This window comes from Peptoclostridium litorale DSM 5388 (assembly GCF_900141635.1).
Taxonomy (GTDB): Bacteria; Bacillota; Clostridia; order Peptostreptococcales; family Peptostreptococcaceae; genus Peptoclostridium; species Peptoclostridium litorale.
The window spans coordinates 1-21,584 of sequence record NZ_FSRH01000019.1; the positions used below are offsets into that span (position 1 = coordinate 1).

Consider the following 21,584-nt stretch of genomic DNA (forward strand, 5'->3'; position numbering starts at 1 on the left):
AAACATTATATTTCCCACTTAGTTCTAGTCTGGAATGTTTCCCGGTTATGAACGCTTCGACAATCTCCAATTTAAATTCTTTAGTATATGACGCATTACTGTTGGAGTATTCAAACGCTCTAGCGCCATGATACATATACAACAAGTACCATTTTTTAATAGTAATGCTGCTTGCACCAATACTCTTTGCAAGACTTTTGTAACTTCCTTCTCCAGCTTTATAAGCTTCGCATACTTTTATTTTCTCTTCTTTGCTGAATTTCGGTTTTCTCCCCATAAAAATACCTCCAAGTAGTTTGTCTAATTTTAATTAATTAGACTGTCTACTTTGGAGGTATCATATCAAAAAAATGATGTGTATTGTAAAAAAATGTATAAAAATGACTATATGGGTTTATGGAAATGTAATATTTATGGTATAATACAATAAAATGGGACTAAAGTCTTTTTTGAAGGGCCAATTATACATACAAAAGAATTATATAAATTTAATATGATTAGTGAGTGCTGAATTTTATACACTGAAATAGTGTGTATAGTATGCATTTTGACATATGATTTTAGTTTAACAGCCTGAAATGGTTTAATTCGATTTACAGTTGAGGAATTTAGTGGAATATTGGTGTTTCTTGGACTTAAATGTATTTTTATGTTTAAAATAGAATTATACGGATAAGAATCAAAAAGATGGAAAAATGCTGATTGATCATAAAGTATATCAGGAAGCGGTGTTTAAAAAATATGGGGAGGAAAAATGATGCTCATTATAAATCTGATATTCAAAATTCATATTATGTTTCAGGGAGAGGCTCATTATGAATATTAGCTTTGATTTCAAAAAAACAATGCGCACTATTATATGTTTTTTAATGGCAATGGTTATTGCTTCAAGCCAGAATGTGGCTTTTGGAGAGCATGCAAAAAAAGATCAAGGAGCCATTGAATTCACAGATAAGGAGCTTGAATGGATCAGAGAGCACAAGGAAAGCAAAATAAGAATAGGTGTGGCTCAAGATTATGTTCCTGTAGAGTACATAGATTCGAATGGAATCCAAAGGGGTCTTGGAAGTGGGATGCTGAAAAAAATATCTGAAGAGACGGGTTTGGAGTTCGAATTGTATTACAATAATGAGAATGAAACCTGGGAAGAAATACTTCAAAGCATGTGGGCTGGGAGAATAGACCTGCTTCCATTGGTTTCATATACGGAGGAAAGAAGCCGGTATTTGCAATTTTCAAAGCCTTATACAGAATTCACACAAGTCGTAGTGTCCCGAAAGGAAAAAAAGTGTTTCATAAGCGATTTGTCAAGACTTACAGAGGGAGTTTTTGCAGTTCCAAGAGGATACTGGTTCTTAGACCTAATCAAGTCCCAAAATCCAGCAATTGACATTGTGGAAGTGAAGAGTATGAAAGAGGCTCTGGAGTATGTTTCAAAGGGCCGTGCAGATTATACGATATGCGAAATACCTGTATATACGTATTACAAGGAGCAGGGGATATATGATGGCATCCGCATAGTTGGAGAGTTCAAGGAGAAAAACAAGGCTGCAATGGCTACAAGTAAAGAATTTGAAGGTATGATACCAATAATAAACAAGGTGATTGAAAACCTGAATTATGATGAGATATATGAAAATGCCCTTGTATTTCCGGTGGACAGCACAAGTGGGGCAAGGCTTAGAATGACAGTGATATTTTTAAGCATGGCGCTACTGGCGACCTTTTACTTTTTGTACCACACATTTGAAAAGCTTGTTAATGCAAAACAGCAGGCTGAAGAGGCGAGTGATGAAAAGTCAAAATTCATGTCAGGAATAGCTCATGACCTTAGAACGCCCATAGCAATAATAATGGGATATTCGGAGATGATAAATGGGAAAAAGGCAAAAACTCAAAGTGACATCGAGCGTTATATATCTAAAATATATGAAAAGGCGGAAGGACTTAGCTCTTTGATAGAGGAAATTTTCATGGCATCAAGGCTTGAAGACAACAGATTTGAATTCCAAATGGAAGATACGAGCATAAATGAACTCGTAAGTGACGTGGCAGAGGACCTGGGGTTTAAAGCGGCAGAAAAGGGAATTGAAATTCAGGTCAAACTTGTTGAAGGAGCAGATGCTGTAAGAAAAGTCGACAGGGTTGAGTTTAGAAGGGCTATTGAAAACATAGTTACAAATGCAATAAAGTATAGCGAAGAAGGAGATGTTATCCAAATCAGAACTATCAAACGGAGCGATGGAAGAATACTAATACATGTAAAGGATGAAGGGCTGGGAATAAGCGAGATAGACATTGGGCATATATTTGAAAGATATTATAGAGGGGAGAACCGAAATAGTGAATCTGTAGGGCTTGGGCTTTACATAACAAAAGAGATAATACAAAGGCATGGGGGAGACATATGGGTTGAGAGTAAATGCGGCATAGGGAGCATTTTCTATGTGGCTATTTAATATTTTAAAGACGGGGAAACCCGTCTTTTTAAGTTGAATAAGATGGTATAATGAATAAGTGAAATTCAAAACAGGGAGGATACATATGAAGCTTAACACAAAGTGCATTGTCTGCAACATACAGCAGGCAATCAGAATAGCAGAATTTTTGGATGTGGACGATAAAAACAGGGAAAACATAATGAGGAAAGTACTTGGGTATCTAAGAGATGCCGACTACGGTCTTTCAAACCCTCAGATTATGAAGGGGACTTGGGACATAATAGTAGAGGAACTTGGGAATGACAATCCATACAAGGATATAAAGAGGTTTTATAATGAAGAAATGCTGATGATGTACAATGAGCTTATGGGGATAGTGAAAAGTTCAAAAGACAGCTTCCAGACAGGCCTGAAAATGGCTATAACGGGGAATCTTATAGATTTTGGGCCGAGCCACAAATTCGATAGGGACATACTTATTGAAATGATAAACAATTTGGATTCACAAAATATGGTTGTGGACGACAGCAAAAAGCTTAAGGACATGCTTGCAGATTCTCATACTCTGCTTTATATAGGAGACAACTGCGGGGAGATAGTGCTCGACAAGGTGTTCATTGAGCAGATAAAGAGCGAATTTCCAAAGCTTGATATATATTTTGGAGTCAGGGGAAAGGCCATAATAAACGACGTGACTTTAGAGGACGCAAAAATGGTTAAAATGGAAGAGGTTGCAAGCATAATAGAGAGCGAGGACGGCACCCCGGGAACCATACTCGAAAATACGGGGGAACGCTTTCAAAAGATGTTTGAAAGTGCGGATGTGATAATAGCAAAGGGCCAGGGCAACTATGAGAGCCTGAGCGATGTCAAAAGAGAAGGACTGTTCTTCCTGTTCATGGCGAAATGCCCGGTTGTGGCAGGATATGCGGGCGTGGACGAGATGAGCATACTGTGCATGGAAAATGCAAAGTAAAAAGACAACATAAAAGTGTCATATTAAAAATGCCAAAGGGGATATGTTATGGACATGAAATTTCACAGCCTGGATGACAAAGAGGCTGATGGAAAGGAACTTATAATTGCTATAATAGGAGCTGTATACAAGGGAAAGTGGATATTTGTGAGACACGGAGAAAGGGATACCTGGGAGATTCCGGCCGGACACAGGGAAAAAGAAGAGGACATAGACTCTGCGGCGGCAAGAGAACTGTTTGAAGAGACTGGAGCTTTGGAGTTTGAAATCACTCCGGTTTGCATATACTCCATGAAAGAGGACGGAATAAGGTCTTTCGGAAAGATTTTTTATGCACAGGTCGAAAGGCTTGGAAAGCTTCCGGATTTTGAGATAGACGAAATAGCGTTGTTTGCCGACTTGCCCGAAAACCTCACATATCCGGTGCAAAGGCAGATATTCAAAAGGCTTGCCGAGGCGAGAAAAAGCATATGATAGTATGCTCCAAATATCATATAGCATACATAGAAAGTCCGCCGTACAAAAATGGATGGTTTAAATGTAATTCATATTAAAGATTGAACAGAGGGAATAAAGGATGGGAGGATATATTTCATATGTACTCTAACTCAGGGGGATTAAGGAATAAAATATTGGGAATGCTGCTTGCTTTAAGCATTTCTATCATGATTGGACTTGGTTACATATCAAGTGCCGAATTTAAAAAGCCTAAGCAGCTGAAAATTGTAGCTGTAAGTGAGTGGAGGCCCTATAGCTATGTCGATGAAAAGGGCAGGCTGAAGGGAGTCCTTATAGACTACTGGAATTCATGGGGGAATGTAAGCAATGTCGAAGTGGTTTTTGATGTCAAAGACTCGTGGACGGCGGGACTGAATGCCTTGAAAAAGGGTGAAGGGGATGTCTTTGTAGGACTTTTTTATAATGATGATAGAAACGAGTATATGGATTTTTCATCTCCCATAATTGAACTTATGACAGGAATATATGTTAGGGACAGTGTAGATGCATTTGACATTAAGGATTTGAAGGATATAGGAGTGGGAGTGACCAAGAGCAATTATGCAAGGGAGTACATGGAAAAAAACTATCCGGAAGTAAACTTGTACATATATGATAATCTTGACAGTGTCATGGAGGCTGCTGATTCAGGAGTCATAGATGCAGTATGTATAGATTACCACAACAATTTTAGGGAGATATCATTTTATTATCCTGAACTAAAAAATTTCAATCTGCTTCAGACCCTATACACTCAGCCTTTAAGGGCAGGGGTCCAAAAAGGAGAAAAGGAGCTTTTGGAGTTTATAAATGAGAGAATGAATAGGATGTCTCCGTCGCAAAAATCAGACATATATTCAAATTGGGAATATGTAGCGATATATTTTACAAAGGACAAACTGCAAAAGACAATAATGGGCATATGTGTTGCTGTAATTCTGATTCTCTTTGTGAATACATTGTTTCTCAGGAAGAGGATTGAAGCCGGAGTGAAAAGGCTTGCAGACAGTGAGGAAAGCTATAAAAAGCTTGTGCAGCTTTGCCCAGACGGGATTTTTGTACAAAAAAATGGGAAGATAGCATATATCAACAATGCCGCGCTGGACATAATAGGCCACACAAGCTACAGCAGCATCAAGGGAAGGCGGATTTCGGATTTCATAAGACCATCTTCGCGCAACAGCATGGAAAGCAAGATTAAAGCGATTAGAGAGCTGGACTCAGCGGTGCTTACAATTGAAGAAAAGCTCATTAGAAAAAGCGGGAATTTTGTGGACGTAGAGATGTCTGTAAGCCCCATGACTTACAAGGGAAGCCCGTCGGAGCTTATAATGATAAGGGACGTTTCGCAAAGAAATGAAAGGGAGCAGGAAAAACAAAGGGTGCTAAGGGAAAAGCTCAGATATGAAAGGCTTAAAACCGAGTTTTTTGCAAATATATCCCATGAATTAAGAACCCCTCTCAATATACTTCTGGGAGCAATTCAGCTGATGGACAGGGATTTTTCGAAAAATGGAGCCGACTGGAGCCAGTGCAAATATTACAGCAGGTATTCAAAGCTGCTTACGCAAAACTGCTACAGATTGATAAGGCTTGTGAACAATCTCATAGATACAACTAAAATAGACTTGGGATTTTTAAATATGAATTTTAAAAACCGCAATATAGTTCAGGTGGTAGAGGACATAACAATGTCCGTAGTGGGATACATAAAAGAAAAGGGAATAAACATAATATTTGATACGGATGTCGAGGAAAAAATAATTTCATGTGATGCCGATAATATTGAAAGAGTCATGCTAAATCTTCTGTCGAATTCCATAAAATTCACGCCTTCAGGGGGAGGTATATTTGTAAATGTATATGACAGGGGCGAGAGTGTACAGGTGTCAGTAAGGGATACCGGAATAGGAATACCGGAAGAAGAACAGCCTTACATATTTGAAAGATTCAGGCAGGTTCACCCACTCTTAAATAGAAAGAGTGAGGGAAGCGGTATAGGGCTGTCACTTGTAAAGTCGATAGTGGAAGCACATAATGGAAATATAAGCCTTAAGAGCAAAGAGGGAGAGGGTAGTGAATTCATAATAGAAATGCCGGCAGTGGGAAGCGGAGAGGAAGATATTTCTTTTGCCGAAGGCGTTTCAGATATTCATGAAAAGGTTGAAAAGATAAACATAGAGTTTTCCGACATATATTCACATGCGGAATAAAGTCATCATGGGCTTGCATAAAAGAAATTAATGAGATATAATGAGGTGAAAAAACACACATATAATGGAAAAGCATGTGGGAGCTGTGTAAACGGCTGAGAAAGAGGATGTATCTTCTGACCAATCGACCTGATCTGGATAATGCCAGCGTAGGGAATATGTAAACTTTGTATTTCAGCGTGCGCTAGTATAGTCGTGCGCTTTTTTAATGCATAAATTTGCGAGTCGGAAGAAGTGCTTTAAAATATTTTTTCAAAGGAACTTGAAATAAGAGACTTTAATAAAAGGGAAAGAGGGAAATATTATGTTTGAAAAACTTATGGAAAATCTAAAAAAGAATCCGCCTCTTGTACACAACATCACAAACTATGTGACTGTTAACGACTGCGCGAACATAGTGCTTGCTGCTGGAGGGTCTCCGCTTATGGCTGATGACATAGAAGAGGTTGAAGACATTGTTTCAATAAGCAGCGCGCTTTATATAAACGTAGGCACTCTCAACTCAAGGACTGTCGACTCCATGGTCAAGGCCGGCAAAAAGGCGAATGAGCTGGGGCTGCCTGTAGTTTTAGACCCTGTAGGCATGGGAGCTTCAAGGCTCAGAAATGAATCCGTAAACAGGCTCATTCAGGAAGTGCAGTTTTCGGTCATAAAGGGCAACATGTCGGAAATAAAGGCCCTTAATACAAGCTGCAAGAATTCAGGGGGCGTGGATGCTCAGGAAGAAGACATCATAGTGGATGAAAACATAGAAGAGTCCGTTGAATTCGCAAAAAAGGTGGCCCGAAAATTTGACTGCGTAATAGCGGCTACAGGAGCGATTGACATAGTCACAGACGGCAAGAGGGTTTCGATAATAAGAAACGGGCATCCGATGATGTCGAGGATCACAGGGACGGGATGCATGAGCGGCAGTGTGATTGGAACGTACTGCGGATCGAACAAAGATAATATTTATGAAGCAACTGCAATGGCAGCGGCTGCAATGGGGATTTGCGGCGAGATTGCATATGAAAAGGTGGAAAGGATGTCAGAAGGAACTGGAAGCTTCAGAAGATACCTTATTGACGCAGTCAGCCTTATGGACTACAAGACTTTGAAAGAAGGTGCCAGTATTGAAACTAGATAGAAAATCACTCCAGCTTTACCTTGTTACGGACAGGAGCTGGACTGGAGATGAAAGCCTTGCGAGCCAAGTGGAGAGGAGTCTTGAAAACGGAACTACGTTTTTACAGCTCAGGGAAAAAAATATTGAAAAGGATGAATTCTTGAGAAGCGCAATTGAAATGAAGTCTCTGGCTCAAAAGTATAGTGTTCCATTTGTAATCAATGACGATGTTGAAATCGCAAAAAAGAGTGATGCGGACGGAGTTCATATAGGGCAGGGAGATATGCCGGCAGAAGAGGCGAGAAAGCTCATAGGGCCTGAAAAGATACTTGGCGTGTCAGTTAGGACTGTGGAGGAGGCGCTAGACGCACAAAGAAGCGGCGCTGACTATATAGGAGTAGGTGCGGTATTTACTACTGACACCAAAAAAGATGCATCGGGAGTCAGCATATCCATGTTAAGCGATATATGCAGGGCTGTTGACATACCCGTTGTTGCCATCGGAGGAATAACAAAGGACAACATATCGAAGCTTAATGGAAGCGGAATAGACGGAGTTGCTCTCATATCTGCGATACTTGCACAAGATGACATTGAAGGCGCTACAAGAGGTCTGAGGACACTGTGCGAAGGGCTCAAGACAGACGTGAAAAAAGTGCTTACAATAGCAGGCTCGGACTGCAGCGGAGGAGCCGGCATACAGGCGGACCTTAAGACGATAGCCTCCCACAAATGCTACGGCATGAGCGTGATAACAGCTTTGACTGCGCAAAATACAACAGGGGTGTACGGCGTTCAGGCGTGCAGCAGCGATTTTGTCAAAAACCAGATGGACTGCGTGTTCAGCGATATTTTCCCGGATGCCGTTAAAATAGGAATGGTGTCTTCTGTTGAAATAATAGAGGCGATAGCCGAAAAGCTAAAGGAGTACGGCCCTAAAAACGTGGTAATAGACCCTGTAATGGTTGCGACAAGCGGAGGTAAATTGCTTGACGACAATGCAATAGACAAGCTGCTCAATGTGCTTATTCCGCTGGGCACGTTGATAACACCAAATTTATTCGAGGCAGAGATACTCTGCGGATTTGAAATATCAAATGCGCAGGACATGATAAATGCGGCACAAAAGATAGCCCAAAAGTACAGCGGCAACATACTGATAAAGGGTGGACACCTTGAGGACAGTGCAAATGACCTTCTTTGGACGGGTGGAAAGGCCATATGGCTTGAAGGAGAAAAGATAGACAATCCAAACACCCATGGAACGGGATGCACCCTTTCGTCTGCAATTGCAAGCAATCTGGCAAAGGGGTTTGGCATGGAGGAGAGCGTGAGAAATGCCAAAGGGTATATAACCGGGGCACTTAAAGACCAGATGGACATTGGAAAAGGCAGCGGGCCTTTGAATCACTGCTATAATTTGAAAACAGCCGGTGGACAGTAGACTGCATTGATCAGGAAAAAGAGCTTTTGAAATGGGTCTGCTATAATAAATCAAGTGGATTTTGAAATGGCATAGTGCCTTAGTATTTATTTGAATTAGACTAATAATTATTATAAAAAGTAAAAGCCTTGCATGTGATAAGTTTTTAGTTATCATGCAGGGTTTTTATTTGGCATTGATGATTTTGAATAAATCATAGCATATTTAATTTTTTTTATGGTTCTTATACATATACAATGCATTGTAAATCCTCCTTACAGCTTTGTAGATACAAATGGCAGGCCTGCGGGCTTTAACATAGAACTTGTCCAGGCGATAGCAAAAGTCATGGATATTGACATGGTGTTCAAGCTGGATGAATGGAAAGACGTGAGGGCTTCCCTTTAAAAAGGAGAAATAGACGCCGTATCGGGGATGTTTTACTCCAATGACCGGAAGCAGCTGTATCTGTTTACAGCAAAGCACAGCGTTGCATTAGGCGATATTTTCACCAGAAAGGACACTGACATAGATTCGTGGGAAGAGCTCAGAGGAAAAAAGGTGGTTGTCCAAAAAGACGATATTGTGCATGAGTTTTTGAAGGGAAAGGACATGGATATCGAGTCTATAGCAGTAGACACTGTTGGATACCATTTGGATCCTGACCTTGTGGATTTGTTTGTCGATATTGAAAGTGCGCATAGTCAAACAAGTATTGAAACATAAAAGCTATGTGGCGGGTGCGCAATATACGCTGCTGGCAGTAGAGATTTATAAAAGCAAAAGAGCCATGCATCCGTTGGAATGTCTGGTTTTTTTATTTCTAAAAATCACATGGACAAATTAAAACAGTGTTTTGTGGGGTACACAAAGAAATGAAAAATAAACACAAATACGACAATATACAACTTTATACCTATTTGCTTTTTAAACTTTTTTATAATATAATACAAAAGTAAATTTTAAAACGCGATTTGAGTTTTGAAAAAACCAATAGGGAGGAATTTCATGATTAAAAAACGTATAATGTCGATAATTATAGGTATGGTATTAGTACTGGCGAGCGGCACGGCTGCATTTGCAGATGGACAGTTACTTTCAAAGAGCATATACAAAACTGGTACAAGAGATGAAGATGTACAGGTGATACAAAAAGCTCTTAAGAAAGACGGGTTGTTTACATATCCGAAGCTTACGAATTACTATGGAAGCATAACTGAAAATGCGGTCAAGAGTTTTCAAAAAAAGCATGGCCTTTTTGCAGATGGAGTGGCCGGACCTGTGACAATACAGAAAATGGAAGGGCTTGGACTCTTGGAGTCTATGCCAGTGAGTGTACCTTTGGTAAACAGGAGCAAATCTATAAGCTCAAGATATGGACAGGCCCTTGACTGGTGGAGTGAGGTAAAAGGCAAAATAATAAACAGGGATGACGTACTGCTCATAAAGGATTTTCAAACGGGCAAATCTTTTCAAATAGCAGTCGAAGGTGGGACAAACCATGCCGACGTAGAGCCGCTGACAGAAAAAGATGCCGAGACAATAAAGTCGCTCTGGGGTGGAAATTACAGTTGGGAAAGAAGAGCTGTTCTCGTGGTTACAAAAACAAATGTAATTGCAGCTTCTATGAATGGAATGCCCCATGCAGGACTTGACAATCAGCCGTACAAGGCTGTTGTAAACAGCCGAAGCGCTGGCTATGGAAGAGGTATTAATTACGACATGGTAAAGGGAAATGGAGTTGACGGTCACTTTTGCCTTCACTTTAAAAACAGTACCCTGCATAAAAATGGGAAAGTAGATTATAAGCACCAGCAGGCCATAAAGCGTGCATCAGGACAAATAAAATAGTATGGAGCATATGTGTATTTTGAAATTTAAAAAACATGGATATATATCTGCTAATAGGGCGTTGATATTTCAATGTGCATTATGGAAATAAAAATGATGTAAAAGAAGGTGAAATTAACAGAGTACGCTGTTAATTCCACCTTCTTTGTATTGTAGTTGATTTATCTAGTCTATGTCTTTAGCATCGAAGCTTTTTGACTCTATTTTATTGTCGTCATCCTTTTCGCTGTAAACCTTTATTGAAACATCGGTGTCTTTTTTTATCTTGGCGATGTCTTTTGCAAGATCTTCCATGAAGTCCTCGAACTCGTCGTCATCTCTGTCTTTCCACTCGTCGTCGTCTTCTTCGTAGTCTTGAAGTATCATAGTGACTTCGACTTCATCGTCTTTAACTTTGATGTTGTATTTGAATTCAAGATCCTTTTTGCCTTTGTCATATTCGTCATAGTCGTCTTTAAGCATCTTTTCTATTTCATCTTCAACGTCTTTGCTGCTACTCTTTGAGCCGTATTCGTCTTTAACTTTGAAATCCTTCTTACCTTCATCATAAGTGTATTCGCCGCACTTGTCGCCATCTTCATCCTTTACTGTTATCTCGACGTCCTTGTCAAGTTCTTTGGCGGCAGCTTTGGCGATGTCTTCTATGTAGTCCTGGAATTTGTCTTCGTCTCTGTCTTGCCACTCGCTGTCAGATTTTTTGAAGTCGCCTTCCATTTCTATTTCAATTTCACTTTTGCCATCCTTAAGGTCGAAGTCGAATTCAAGTTCTTTTTTGCCTTTTGTATATTTTTCGTAATCGTCTTTAAGGTCATCCTTAAGGTCCTTTACGTCGTCGTCATCGCTGTCGCTGCTTTTTGAGCCGTATTCGTCTTTAACCTTAAAGGATTTTTTGCCTTCGTCGTAAGTGTATTCGCCGCACTTGTCGCCTTTTTCATCCTTTACTGTTATCTCGACGTCCTTGTCAAGTTCTTTGGCGGCAGCTTTGGCGATGTCTTCTATGAAGTCTTGGAACTTGTCTTCGTTTCTGTCTTTCCATTCGTCGTCAGACTTTTTGAAGTCGCCTTCCATTTCTATTTCGAGCTCGCTCTTTTTATCATCAAGGTCGAAATCGAACTCAAGCTTCTTCTTGCCCTTTGTATATTCTTCATAATCCTTTTCAAGGTCATTTTTGAGGTCTTTTATGTCGTCGTCATCGCTGTCGTCTTCTTTGGCTTTTTCGTCCTTAAGGTCTTTTTTAAGCTTGTCATTTTCATCCTTAAGGAACTTGATCTGATTTTGAAGCTGCTGTATCATTACGTCCTTGTTTCTTAAATCCTGCTGAAGAAGCGTTGTATCACCGCTGGCGCCGCCAGAAAGAGATATTGTGCTTGTAGTCTCGTCCCATCCTACAGTGTATCCGAAGTTCTCAGTTACGTCCCTTAGAGGAAGGAATGTGGTTCCGTCGTAAATGAAGGGCTCCCTTGTAACACTAAGCATTTGCCCGTTTTTCTTGATTTTGATGTCCCTGAAATTACATTTCAGGGCCTGTTCCTTCTTAGAAGCAAAGGCAACAGAAGTTGTCATCAGAAAGGCAAGTGCCAGACTGATCATTGTTTTCCTTTTCAAAGATATTACCCCCTAAAAATTTTGATTTTTTCAAATATCAAGATATATTTTAACATATTAACTATATTTTCTAAAGGTCCCTAACCTTAAATTTACCTAAAGCCGTAATCAGAAGGACTATTACATAACCTCCGATATATATCATCATTGCCTTGCTCGGCTGGGATGATACGCCTAGCATCCCTTCTGCCGAAAGGTTCAATCCGGAAGCTGTGGTGAAAAGAAGAGAGGATGCCTTCCGGTATATTATGTCAGATGGCATTACAAGGCTTGTGCCTATTCCTATGTTCGTAAGCGCCGTCTTTGCTCCTGCGCTTTGCATGAAGCCCGCTATTTTTTCGAGTACTCCACCTACCATTGCGCAAAAATAAAGAAGCACCATTATGACTCCGGAGGCCACTGTGGGCATGAAGGTGCTCAGGAATATGCCCATTGAAGCCAAAAATACAGGGAGTATGCACATTGTGGCGAATGAGCCCGCAATAGACGATGAGGGAATGCTTGCCGAGGCATCTCCTGCAAAAAACATGTTCAGGCCGAGTATTCCGGCTATCAGGAGAAGTAGGTATGGAATGAGAATTCCTATTATTCCAAAAAATTTGCCCAAAAGTACCTCAGTTCTTGATATTGGTTTTGAAAGCACTGCGTCATATGTGCCCTGTTCTATTTCTGATGAAATTGCGCCCACGCTGGCAAATATCGACAAGAAGGATATTATGAAACTCGATGCGTATATTCCCATTGAAAGGAGCTGGGACGACACGGCAAGTCTCACTATAAGGTCCTCGTTTGGAAGCGACTCGTATGCGAAATGCAGGGCCGTTCCGTAGAGAATCATAAATATCATTGTCAGCACCATTGTAATGTATAGTATTTTCTTTTTCAGCATTTCAAGAAGTGTAAGTCTTATTATTGTGCTCATCTTGAGTCCTCCTCTCCGACAGTGCTTATGAAAAGCGCTTCAAGCGCATTTTCAACATTTTTAAGCTCGAAAAGCTGGCCGCCTCCGCCAACTACAATTCTCGCTATCTCAGGAAGGGAATCCTTTGAAGGGGGTATGAGGCTTATGGTCTGACCATTTATTTCGAGGCCTGAATCAATATTTTTGAGTTGTTCGACTATTATTTCATTAATTCCCAATGCATTTATCTGGACGGGAGATTTTAAAAGCTCTTTCATTGTTCCAGTGGTCTTTAGGCTTCCCTTGTCGAGTATGGCTATCCTGTCGGCCACCATTTCAACCTCGCTCAAAAGGTGGGTGTTTAGAAAAATGGTCTTTCCCTGCGATTTGAGATCCACTATTATGTCCCTCACATGCTTTCTTCCAACGGGGTCGAGTGCGGATGTGGGCTCGTCGAGGAAAAGAAGCTCGGGATCTGATATTATTGCGCACCCAAGGCCGATTCTCTGCTTCATCCCTTTGCTGTACTCGCGTATCCTCTTGTCTGAATGGCCTGAAAGGCCGACTGTGTCAAGAACATGGTCTATCCTGCCTTTTATTTCGCTTCTACTCATTTTGTATAGCAGGCCGTGGTTGAAAAGAAGCTCCCTTCCAGTAAGCCATGAATGGTACTGGAAGAGCTCGGGAAGATAGCCTATTTTTTTCCTGGTGGGTACATCCCCTATGGGGCTTCCGAGAATGAGAGCCTCGCCGCATGTCGGATGCAAAAGGCCTATGAGAGTCCTTATGAAGGTGCTCTTTCCGGCACCGTTTTTTCCGAGAAAGCCAAACACCTCCCCCTCATAAACTGAGAGGGAGACGTTTGAAAACCCGCCTTTGCCGTTGAATGTCTTTGTAAGATTGTAAGTTTCTATCACCATGATATCACTACTCCATGCTTTCTATTATTTCAAGTAAAGTATCTTCGTCCACGCTGTAAGAGCTTATGAAGAACAGGTACCCGTCTTCTTTGAAGCACACTCTTATATAGTCGTCGTTTGCATCCTTTGGCTGTATCAGTATTCCCTGATGCCCTCTTATGCTGATATCCTCTGCAGTTTCATCGTCTTCGCTGTACAGTATTGGAATTGTAGTTGTTATATCGTCTATCGCAAGCAGCTGAGTCTTTAAATTTCGAGGTATGAGTTTAAGTGAAAGAAGCGAGTGTACAAGCTCGTTCTTGTCCACATCAGAAGGGATCTCTATTTCAGGAGCCTGGGTCTGAGATATTGATACATGAGCATAACTGCTTGAATTTGAGTCATCAGGCTCTATCTCTAAGCCATAGTTTAAAAATGAGCCTGTACGAACGAAAAAAGGCTTGTTGCTTATGGATTCCGGAAGAAGGTTATCCTCGCCCATGTATTTCAAAAAGTCGTTTATCTTTTCGATGTCTAGTGTGAATTTCATGTTTATGTCATCTGTAACAGTGGCATCTTCTATTTTAAAACCTTCAGGAGGATTTGCCACTTTTGCATCAGGCATTACTGCTTTTATGTCATCTGGGGAAGAGACGCCGTCTATTGATACAGGCTCCACTTCGGAATCCATTTCCACTTTTCCAAAGTTTTCAATTTCGGCGGTTCCGGATCCGCTTTCAAATGCCTTTTCAAGTTCGTATGCATCTTCCCGGCTGAATGAAATAGTCTGCATGTTTTCGACCCTGAACATCTGGAGAAGCTCCTGGGCTTTTACTTTTAAAGGCTCCGAGAAAAATATGCTTGAGCAAATTACAACTCCTGCAAGAGCCACTGAAAATCTTTTTAATCCACTGTTCAATTTAATTACCCCCATAAATTTATTGTTTTTTGGTTTGCCAATGTTTTCTAAAGCTTCCGCATAGTCGCTTTGGGCCTTTGACGCCGCAAGCTGCCTAATTGGATTTGGCGGCGGCATGTCTATTCCAATGTCTAAAAGTTCAAAGACGTCGATTTCCTCGAGCTGCAGCTTTTCAAAAGCCTCTTTACAGTGAGGGCACGAGTTTATGTGCGCCATTGATTTTTGAATGTCGCCATCAAAGTTCCCATCGAGTATCTGCTGAAGAGTTTGAACATCATAACACATTAGCATCACCCTCCTCTTTTTTGTATGTTTTCAAGAAATTCTTTTTCCCTCTGGATATGAGCTGGCCTATGTTTGAACGGGGAATGCCAGAGGCTGAGCTGATCTCTTCATACGAGTATCCTGAAAACTTGAGTATAAGACATATGCGCTGGTTTTCAGGAAGACTGTAAAGAGCCTTTCTCACATCGGATATTTCCTCATCCTTGCAGATGATGTCTTCAGGCGACAGTGCCATTGTAAGAGGCTGGTCTTTTGAAAAAGCGTCTTCTTCCCGCCCAAAGGTCCGCTTTTGAGACCTTATGTAGTTTAGGGCGGTATTTGAAGCAACTTTTGAAAGCCAGGAGCCTGTATTTTCTATGTCATTTTGGCAGCTGTACAGCTTTATGAATACCTCCTGTGTTATATCCTCTGCAAGTTCGTTATTCCCAGTCATATAGTAAAGCTGCTTGTACACAGCAGGGTAGTACTTGGAGTATATGAGGCTGAATTCTTTTTCTTTTTTCTTTTTCTTAAAAAATGGGATCCCGAGTATTGTCACCACCTCCTGTCATATATATAGACACCGCCAGTTAAAAAAAAATGACAGATTTTAAAAAAATTTTAGATTTTTCATGTAGGGTTTGTATAAGAGCCATTACATGAATTCATAAAATAAAAAGCAATAGGGAATTACTAATGTCCAGACAATAGTAACACATTATATTCCGGAGCAGCATGTCGGATGTTAAAATGATCAGAAAAAAATTTTAAAAAACTATTGACTTGATAAAGATTATCAATTAGAATGGTGAATATGATAATCGTTATCAAACGTTAATGATTATACATATCGACAATACACATTGGAGGGAGATTCAGATATGAGCAAAAAATTTGCACTACTTATTTCGGTACTTATGCTTTCGACATCAATTCTTTGGGGATGCACATCCAAGGGGGAAAGCGTTTTAAAGGATTCGGCTGTTGAAGAGGCGGGCGCTGTAAATGTATATACAGACAGGCATTATGACACGGATCAAGAGCTGTACAAGATATTCGAAGAAGAGACAGGTATAAATGTCAATGTCGTGGAAGGCAAGTCTGATGAGCTTATAGAAAGGCTTTCGAGAGAGGGAGAGAATACTCAGGCTGACGTACTCATAGCGGCGGATGCGGGAAGGCTTTACAGAGCTAAGGAGAAGGGGCTTTTGAAGTCCGTAGAGAGCGACATTCTTTCAAGCAACGTACCCTCAAATCTTACGGATGTGGACAATGAGTGGTTCGGACTCACTGTAAGAGGAAGGGTCATAGTATATTCAAAGGACAGGGTAAATCCTTCTGAGCTTTCAAGCTACGCAGACCTTACCGATCCAAAGTGGAAAGGTAAAATCCTTGTAAGATCTTCATCAAACATATACAACCAGTCGCTGCTGGCATCGCTAATAGAGCAGGAGGGAGCAGGTTACGCCAAGGAGTGGGCTGAGGGGATAGTGAACAACATGGCGAGAGATCCTGAAGGGAACGATAGAGATCAGGCCAAGGCGGTTGTCGCTGGAATGGGTGACATTGCAATAATGAACACTTATTATGTCGGAAAGCTGATTAACTCTTCAGACCCTGAGGAGGTCAAGGTCGGCGAGCAGGTTGGAGTGTTCTTCCCTGACCAAGACGGAAAGGGGACTCATATAAATGTCAGCGGCGCAGGAGTTATAAAGCACTCTAAGAATGCAAAAAATGCTGTGAAATTTATAGAGTTCATGTCGGACAAAAAGGCCCAGGGCATGTTTGCACAGGCTAACTACGAGTATCCAGTAAAACCTGATGTGGAGCCTTCAGAGCTTCTAAAGTCATGGGGAGAATTTGAAACTCAGGATATAAACCTTTCAAAACTTGGAGAAAACAACAAGGCCGCAGTTGAAATATTCAACCAGGTCGGATGGAAATAGTGCAAAAAAGGCGGCTTAAAGGCGCCTTTTTTGCACTGACTATAAATGAGATTAGAGGGAACTGCCATGCAAAGTATTAAAACAAGAAGCATAAAAAGGAGCCTTAACATATGGGCTGTAATGAGCTTTTTTTTCATAGTGCTCATAATCTTGCCCAACATAAGCGTTCTTGCGGCTGTATTTAAAAGACCAAATGAAAATTGGCTGCATATAAGGAAATATCTCCTTAGGGACTATATAGCAAATTCAATAATGCTTGTATCTTTTACCGGGCTTTTTGCATCGGTTTTGGGAACACTGTGCGCCTGGCTTGTATGTGCATACGATTTTCCGCTTCGAAAATTCATGAAGTGGGCCCTTATGTTGCCGCTGGCTATTCCTCCATATATAGCAGCATATATATACGGTGGCATGCTAAGCTACACCGGCGTGATACAGACATTCATGAGAAACAGAATGGGGCTTCAGCCTGACCAGAAGTACTTTGACATAATGTCAATGAAGGGCGCCATTTTCATATTCACTTTTTTTCTATTCCCGTATGTATATATAATTACAAAGTCGTTCTTGGAAAGGCAAAGCTCATCTCTCATAGAGAATGCCAGGCTTCTGGGGAAGAGTTCACTCGAAATTTTTTTCAATGTCATATTGCCGGTCAGCAGGGCGTCAATAGTTGCGGGAACAAGCCTTGTTGCAATGGAGGTTTTAAATGATTACGGAGTCGTCCAGTATTTTGGGATTCCGGCATTCAGCACGGCCATATTCAAGGCGTGGTTTTCAATGGGGGACATTGATTCCGCGATAAAGCTCTCATCGATACTTATGGTCATGGTGGTATCTGTGCTTGTAGGAGAAAACTTCATGAGAGGAAGGAGAAGATACAGTTTAAACAGCGCCAGGGCTGGACGCATAGTAAGGAAAAAGCTAAGGGGAGCGCATTCGGCCATGGCCTCGCTGGCATGCATTTTGGTTTTTGGATTTGGATTTGCAGTGCCGCTAATGCAGCTTGCATACTGGGGAATTATGACATACAGGGACATAATTACTGGGGAGTTTATAAGCATGACAATGACATCTTTGTTTATGGCAATCATCACTTCGCTTATAATAATGGGAATTGCACTTGTGATGGCAAACTATTGCAGGCTGTCAGGAGGTCGTATTTCAAAAGTATATTCAAGGATAACCTCTATAGGATATTCAATACCTGCAGCTGTCATATCAGTAGCGATGATTGTATTTTTCATATCGGTGGATAAAAGTCTGTATGCTTTGGTGAGCGGCATAGGGATAGAATCGCCCAAGCTCATACTCAGCACCAGCATAGCTATGCTTGTATTTGCATACTGTGTGAGGTTTTTGGCGGTGGGATACGGCAGCGTGGAGTCAGGCTTTCAAAAGACAGGCAAGAGGTTCCATGAATCTTCAAGAATGCTTGGAAAAAACAGCATCCAGACTTTCTGGCAGGTAGACCTCAAGTTGATACAGCCGGCGCTGACAGGGGGATTTCTTCTGGTGTTTGTGGACATACTAAAGGAGCTTCCGCTCACGCTGATACTCAGGCCTTTCAATTTCAACACGCTTGCGATAAAGGCTTACCAGTATGCGAATGACGAGATGATACACGAGGCATCAATAGCGTCTCTTATAATAATAGGAATTAGTCTTGCGGCGATATATGCATTCAACAAAACAGGAAGTAGGGAGGCGGAGTAATGTTTGTCAGCATTGAGAGTCTGAGCTTTAAATATCCGGGATCGAAAGAGTGCGTACTTGACAATCTGGACATGGAAATAGCAAAGGGAGAGGTTCTTGCGATACTTGGTGAGAGCGGAAGTGGAAAGAGCACAATACTAAGGATTCTGGCGGGGCTTGAGGAGCCGGAGTGCGGGATCATAAGGGCCGATGGACAGACAATTGTTTCAGACAGGGTTTTCACGGAGCCTGAAAAAAGAGGAATGGGGATGGTGTTTCAGGATTATGCGCTTTTCCCGCATATGACCGTCGAGCAGAACATAATATTTGGAATGGGCAAAATTGCCCGCAAAGAGAAAAAGTCAAGGCTGGACGAGCTTATCCACATGGTGAGGATGAAGGGCTATGAAAAGAGGTATCCCCACGAGCTGAGTGGAGGCCAACAGCAGAGGGTGGCCCTTGCAAGAGCCATGGCTCCAAGGCCAAAGCTGATGCTGCTTGACGAGCCTTTCAGCAGTCTGGATGCCAATCTTCAGTCCAGTATAAGGGCCGATGTAAAGGATATACTTTCAAATTCTGGAATAACATCGGTGTTTGTGACCCACGACAAGCAGGATGCGCTTTCGATAGCTGACAGGGTAATAGTCGTTGAAAAGGGCAGAATAGTAAGGAACGGAAGGCCCAGAGATATTCTGGCGGTGTGACAATAAAACATCTGAGACTGCCTTGAGCTTCCAAGCTGCGATGCCCGCAGGGGAAGCGGTGGAGAATATTTTGGAAAAGCAAGGGGCTGCTAAGTTTAGCAGCCCCTTGCTCCTTTGGTATGAAAAATTTTAAGCGGTCTTCAGCGTTGTAGTTACATGGCCTCTTACAAAGAATTGAGTGTTTTTAAAGCCAAGAGATTTAAGCTTGAGTTCTAAAAGCTCCTTGGCGTCAACTTCATCAGGTGAAGAATAAAGCTTTTCCCATTTGAACTGATCAGGATTATCCATCATAAAGTCGATCGCGGCTTCGTTTGAAAGGACGTATCTCTTGTCTAGGAATTCTCCATCCTGAGAACCTTCATAGCCGTAAGAGAATTTCTTGTTGTCGATTTGGATTTCGAAATAATTTCCAAGAATATCGTTAACTTTTTTAATATTTAGACTCATAACACACACCCCTTTTAAAATGTTTTGTTTATTAATTATTTAACTATATATCTTAAAAAATATATGTACTCGATGTATTGTTATTTATATGATACCACATAAGAACCCCTTTTAAAACAAAAACATTGAATATTGCGTATAAATATTAGCGGCATTTACAATCCGCCCCGAATGCAGTGGACGGGGAGATATATTTTATTAATGTTTTAACAAAATATATCTGGTAAACTATACTTTAAACGGGACTAAAATTTATTTGGGGGTGGTTATATGTTATACATGGGAAGAGACGATATAACAGGAAATATGGATTTTGAAGGAATGATGGACAGTATAGAAAGGGCGTATAAGATATATGAAAGCGAAAGTTTCGATATGCCTGACAGGATACATATATCGCATGGGGAAGATACTTTGCTTTACATGCCGTGCTTTTCAAACAGCGTATTTGGAACAAAAGTCATAGGGGTTTTCCCTGGAAACAGCAGTAAGGGAAAACCGTCAGTAGACGGCATCATGATATTAAACAGTTCAAAGGACGGGAGCATTCTTTCCATAATGGACGGTGCTGCGATTACAGCTGTGAGGACAGGAGCGGTAGGCGGGTGTGCTGTTAGGCGGCTGGCAGGAGAGGGGGTAAAAAGCCTTGGCGTGATAGGCACGGGAACGCAGGCATTTTACCAGGCGCTTTTTGCATGCCATGCAGCGGAAATAGAAGAGGTAAGCATATTTGGAAGGTCCGCGGACAAGGCAAATGAGCTTTGCAAAAGGCTGAGGGCTCAACTTGGAGACGTGCACATAGTGCAGTGTAAAAGCGCAGAGGAGCTTCTTAAAAAAAGCGACATAGTCATAACCGCAACGTCTGCCCAAAAGACTGTACTGCCTGACAATCCGGATATTCTGGAGGGAAAGCTTTTTGTCGCGATAGGTTCCTATAAGCCGGATATGAGGGAGCTTCCGGACGCCCTTTTTCCGCTCCTTTCAAATGTCTACATAGACACGGATTTTGCATCAGAGGAGTCTGGCGATATAAAAGTTCCTCTTGAAAAGGGCATCATATATGCAGAAAAAATAGAGAGATTTTCAAATCTGGTTGCAGAGGAAAAATATGTAATACAAGACGGAACCCGTCTTTTCAAATCCGTGGGAATGGCGCTTTTTGACATTGTGGTCGCAAAAGAGATATATGAAAGAGCGACTGCACAGGGCAGGGGAACAAATCTGAAATGATAGTGCATTAATAGTGCAATAAATCTACAGTATAAGTGAATGAGCAAAAATATGAAGGGCCTTTTCAGTAGTGATACTGAAAGGCCTTCATATTTGGAATAAACTATGGATTTTGAAATTTTATTTTTTTATGAAATATACAGTTTCCTCAAATCCCAGCTCATTTAGCCTCTTTTCGACCATTTTCTTGGCATCTGTCCCGTGAAGGCATAGTATGTCATCCCAGTCGAACTTTTCAATATTTTCAGATACAAAGTCAATTGCGTGCTCGTTTGCAAGCATTACCCGCCTGTCCATTATCTCGCCGTCTTCTGCGATTTCATAGCCAAACCTCATTGTCTTGCCGTCTTTTTCTATTTCGATGTAATCCCCGTGAATGTCTTGAATCTTTTTTACATTTGCATCCATAAAAACACCCCTTCCAAATTGAACAATCTACATGGCTTTATATTTTAGGCTTTTTG

General features: G+C 41.2%; 21 protein-coding genes and 1 riboswitch. Of the genes, 13 read left to right on the forward strand and 8 right to left on the reverse strand.

The genetic code is table 11. The annotated features are described in order from the left end of the window. Nucleotides 1-277 (reverse strand): transposase (locus BUQ87_RS13725; RefSeq protein ID WP_143182450.1); only part of this gene is annotated, 277 nt, incomplete at its 3' end. A 592-nt stretch (nucleotides 278-869) separates the two neighbouring features. Here BUQ87_RS13725 and BUQ87_RS13730 point away from each other — a divergent pair. From BUQ87_RS13730 to BUQ87_RS13770, 9 genes are all read left to right on the forward strand, one after another. Continuing rightward, nucleotides 870-2,459 carry an ATP-binding protein gene (locus tag BUQ87_RS13730; RefSeq protein ID WP_159434349.1) on the forward strand — a complete coding sequence of 530 codons (1,590 nt, stop codon included), beginning with the start codon at nucleotides 870-872 and terminating at the stop codon, nucleotides 2,457-2,459. An 85-nt stretch (nucleotides 2,460-2,544) separates the two neighbouring features. Then, nucleotides 2,545-3,417, forward strand: a complete 873-nt coding sequence (locus BUQ87_RS13735) for a damage-control phosphatase ARMT1 family protein (protein WP_038261467.1) — start codon at nucleotides 2,545-2,547, stop codon at nucleotides 3,415-3,417. Nucleotides 3,418-3,465: 48 nt separating this feature from the next. After that, nucleotides 3,466-3,891 (forward strand): NUDIX hydrolase, encoded by a 426-nt coding sequence (locus BUQ87_RS13740; protein WP_038261464.1) that lies wholly within the window; start codon nucleotides 3,466-3,468, stop codon nucleotides 3,889-3,891. A 191-nt stretch (nucleotides 3,892-4,082) separates the two neighbouring features. Continuing rightward, entirely contained in the window at nucleotides 4,083-6,128 is a 2,046-nt protein-coding gene (locus BUQ87_RS13745) for an ATP-binding protein (protein ID WP_159434350.1), read from the forward strand. Between the two features lie 68 nt (nucleotides 6,129-6,196). Next, nucleotides 6,197-6,301: riboswitch (TPP riboswitch) on the forward strand. A gap of 131 nt (nucleotides 6,302-6,432) precedes the next feature. Then, nucleotides 6,433-7,257: a hydroxyethylthiazole kinase gene (gene thiM / locus BUQ87_RS13750; protein WP_038261461.1), complete on the forward strand. Its 825-nt coding sequence runs from the start codon at nucleotides 6,433-6,435 to the stop codon at nucleotides 7,255-7,257. Next, entirely contained in the window at nucleotides 7,244-8,680 is a 1,437-nt protein-coding gene (thiD, locus tag BUQ87_RS15860; RefSeq protein ID WP_074210128.1) for a bifunctional hydroxymethylpyrimidine kinase/phosphomethylpyrimidine kinase, read from the forward strand. The genes thiM and thiD overlap by 14 nt, the downstream gene beginning before the upstream one ends. A gap of 216 nt (nucleotides 8,681-8,896) precedes the next feature. Further along, a complete protein-coding gene (locus tag BUQ87_RS15865; RefSeq protein WP_077216435.1) occupies nucleotides 8,897-9,067 on the forward strand; it encodes a transporter substrate-binding domain-containing protein in 171 nt (56 codons plus the stop codon). Nucleotides 9,068-9,094: 27 nt separating this feature from the next. Next, the gene (locus BUQ87_RS15870; protein WP_038261458.1) at nucleotides 9,095-9,385 is read left to right on the forward strand and encodes a type 2 periplasmic-binding domain-containing protein; all 291 of its coding nucleotides are present in this window, start codon (nucleotides 9,095-9,097) and stop codon (nucleotides 9,383-9,385) included. 282 nt (nucleotides 9,386-9,667) lie between these two features. Beyond that, nucleotides 9,668-10,510 carry a peptidoglycan-binding domain-containing protein gene (locus BUQ87_RS13770; RefSeq protein ID WP_052635891.1) on the forward strand — a complete coding sequence of 281 codons (843 nt, stop codon included), beginning with the start codon at nucleotides 9,668-9,670 and terminating at the stop codon, nucleotides 10,508-10,510. 165 nt (nucleotides 10,511-10,675) lie between these two features. On the opposite strand, the gene BUQ87_RS13775 is transcribed toward BUQ87_RS13770, so the two are convergent. The 5 genes from BUQ87_RS13775 to BUQ87_RS13795 form a co-directional block, all read right to left on the reverse strand. Beyond that, nucleotides 10,676-12,115, reverse strand: a complete 1,440-nt coding sequence (locus BUQ87_RS13775; RefSeq protein WP_038261456.1) for a copper amine oxidase N-terminal domain-containing protein — start codon at nucleotides 12,113-12,115, stop codon at nucleotides 10,676-10,678. A 70-nt stretch (nucleotides 12,116-12,185) separates the two neighbouring features. Beyond that, complete coding sequence (locus BUQ87_RS13780) at nucleotides 12,186-13,037, reverse strand: ABC transporter permease (RefSeq protein ID WP_038261454.1); 852 nt, start codon at nucleotides 13,035-13,037, stop codon at nucleotides 12,186-12,188. After that, the gene (locus BUQ87_RS13785) at nucleotides 13,034-13,936 is read right to left on the reverse strand and encodes an ABC transporter ATP-binding protein (protein WP_038261451.1); all 903 of its coding nucleotides are present in this window, start codon (nucleotides 13,934-13,936) and stop codon (nucleotides 13,034-13,036) included. Before BUQ87_RS13785 ends, BUQ87_RS13780 begins: the two co-directional genes overlap by 4 nt. A gap of 7 nt (nucleotides 13,937-13,943) precedes the next feature. After that, a complete protein-coding gene (locus BUQ87_RS13790) occupies nucleotides 13,944-15,119 on the reverse strand; it encodes a hypothetical protein (protein ID WP_038261447.1) in 1,176 nt (391 codons plus the stop codon). Next, nucleotides 15,109-15,657, reverse strand: a complete 549-nt coding sequence (locus BUQ87_RS13795; protein ID WP_052635890.1) for an RNA polymerase sigma factor SigX — start codon at nucleotides 15,655-15,657, stop codon at nucleotides 15,109-15,111. Before BUQ87_RS13795 ends, BUQ87_RS13790 begins: the two co-directional genes overlap by 11 nt. A gap of 322 nt (nucleotides 15,658-15,979) precedes the next feature. Here BUQ87_RS13795 and BUQ87_RS13800 point away from each other — a divergent pair, with 322 nt between their 5' ends. From BUQ87_RS13800 to BUQ87_RS13810, 3 genes are all read left to right on the forward strand, one after another. Beyond that, a complete protein-coding gene (locus BUQ87_RS13800) occupies nucleotides 15,980-17,044 on the forward strand; it encodes a Fe(3+) ABC transporter substrate-binding protein (RefSeq protein ID WP_038261444.1) in 1,065 nt (354 codons plus the stop codon). Between the two features lie 66 nt (nucleotides 17,045-17,110). Further along, nucleotides 17,111-18,760, forward strand: coding sequence for an ABC transporter permease (locus BUQ87_RS13805; RefSeq protein ID WP_052635889.1), 1,650 nt, complete (start codon nucleotides 17,111-17,113; stop codon nucleotides 18,758-18,760). Then, the gene (locus tag BUQ87_RS13810; RefSeq protein ID WP_038261441.1) at nucleotides 18,760-19,443 is read left to right on the forward strand and encodes an ABC transporter ATP-binding protein; all 684 of its coding nucleotides are present in this window, start codon (nucleotides 18,760-18,762) and stop codon (nucleotides 19,441-19,443) included. Before BUQ87_RS13805 ends, BUQ87_RS13810 begins: the two co-directional genes overlap by 1 nt. Nucleotides 19,444-19,572: 129 nt before the next feature. On the opposite strand, the gene BUQ87_RS13815 is transcribed toward BUQ87_RS13810, so the two are convergent. Beyond that, nucleotides 19,573-19,890 carry a hypothetical protein gene (locus BUQ87_RS13815; RefSeq protein WP_038261438.1) on the reverse strand — a complete coding sequence of 106 codons (318 nt, stop codon included), beginning with the start codon at nucleotides 19,888-19,890 and terminating at the stop codon, nucleotides 19,573-19,575. 270 nt (nucleotides 19,891-20,160) lie between these two features. On the opposite strand from BUQ87_RS13815, the gene BUQ87_RS13820 reads away from it, so the two are divergent. Continuing rightward, on the forward strand, nucleotides 20,161-21,120 hold the full coding sequence (locus BUQ87_RS13820) for an ornithine cyclodeaminase family protein (protein WP_038261435.1): 960 nt from the start codon (nucleotides 20,161-20,163) through the stop codon (nucleotides 21,118-21,120). A 120-nt stretch (nucleotides 21,121-21,240) separates the two neighbouring features. Here the strand turns inward: BUQ87_RS13820 and BUQ87_RS13825 are convergent, their stop codons facing one another. Next, nucleotides 21,241-21,528, reverse strand: coding sequence for a hypothetical protein (locus BUQ87_RS13825; protein WP_038261432.1), 288 nt, complete (start codon nucleotides 21,526-21,528; stop codon nucleotides 21,241-21,243). Between the last annotated feature and the right edge of the window lie 56 nt (nucleotides 21,529-21,584).

What these genes read in the sequence shown, in the direction of transcription:
- BUQ87_RS13730 (WP_159434349.1), top strand. Translation starts at nt 870, where the DNA reads ATGGCAATGGTTATTGCTTCAAGCCAGAATGTGGCTTTTGGAGAGCAT.
- BUQ87_RS13735 (WP_038261467.1), top strand. Translation starts at nt 2,545, where the DNA reads ATGAAGCTTAACACAAAGTGCATTGTCTGCAACATACAGCAGGCAATC.
- BUQ87_RS13740 (WP_038261464.1), top strand. Translation starts at nt 3,466, where the DNA reads ATGGACATGAAATTTCACAGCCTGGATGACAAAGAGGCTGATGGAAAG.
- BUQ87_RS13745 (WP_159434350.1), top strand. Translation starts at nt 4,083, where the DNA reads ATGATTGGACTTGGTTACATATCAAGTGCCGAATTTAAAAAGCCTAAG.
- thiM (WP_038261461.1), top strand. Translation starts at nt 6,433, where the DNA reads ATGTTTGAAAAACTTATGGAAAATCTAAAAAAGAATCCGCCTCTTGTA.
- BUQ87_RS15865 (WP_077216435.1), top strand. Translation starts at nt 8,897, where the DNA reads ATGGTTCTTATACATATACAATGCATTGTAAATCCTCCTTACAGCTTT.
- BUQ87_RS15870 (WP_038261458.1), top strand. Translation starts at nt 9,095, where the DNA reads ATGTTTTACTCCAATGACCGGAAGCAGCTGTATCTGTTTACAGCAAAG.
- BUQ87_RS13770 (WP_052635891.1), top strand. Translation starts at nt 9,668, where the DNA reads ATGATTAAAAAACGTATAATGTCGATAATTATAGGTATGGTATTAGTA.
- BUQ87_RS13780 (WP_038261454.1), bottom strand. Translation starts at nt 13,037, where the DNA reads ATGAGCACAATAATAAGACTTACACTTCTTGAAATGCTGAAAAAGAAA.
- BUQ87_RS13785 (WP_038261451.1), bottom strand. Translation starts at nt 13,936, where the DNA reads ATGGTGATAGAAACTTACAATCTTACAAAGACATTCAACGGCAAAGGC.
- BUQ87_RS13790 (WP_038261447.1), bottom strand. Translation starts at nt 15,119, where the DNA reads ATGTGTTATGATGTTCAAACTCTTCAGCAGATACTCGATGGGAACTTT.
- BUQ87_RS13800 (WP_038261444.1), top strand. Translation starts at nt 15,980, where the DNA reads ATGAGCAAAAAATTTGCACTACTTATTTCGGTACTTATGCTTTCGACA.
- BUQ87_RS13805 (WP_052635889.1), top strand. Translation starts at nt 17,111, where the DNA reads ATGCAAAGTATTAAAACAAGAAGCATAAAAAGGAGCCTTAACATATGG.
- BUQ87_RS13810 (WP_038261441.1), top strand. Translation starts at nt 18,760, where the DNA reads ATGTTTGTCAGCATTGAGAGTCTGAGCTTTAAATATCCGGGATCGAAA.
- BUQ87_RS13815 (WP_038261438.1), bottom strand. Translation starts at nt 19,890, where the DNA reads ATGAGTCTAAATATTAAAAAAGTTAACGATATTCTTGGAAATTATTTC.
- BUQ87_RS13820 (WP_038261435.1), top strand. Translation starts at nt 20,161, where the DNA reads ATGTTATACATGGGAAGAGACGATATAACAGGAAATATGGATTTTGAA.
- BUQ87_RS13825 (WP_038261432.1), bottom strand. Translation starts at nt 21,528, where the DNA reads ATGGATGCAAATGTAAAAAAGATTCAAGACATTCACGGGGATTACATC.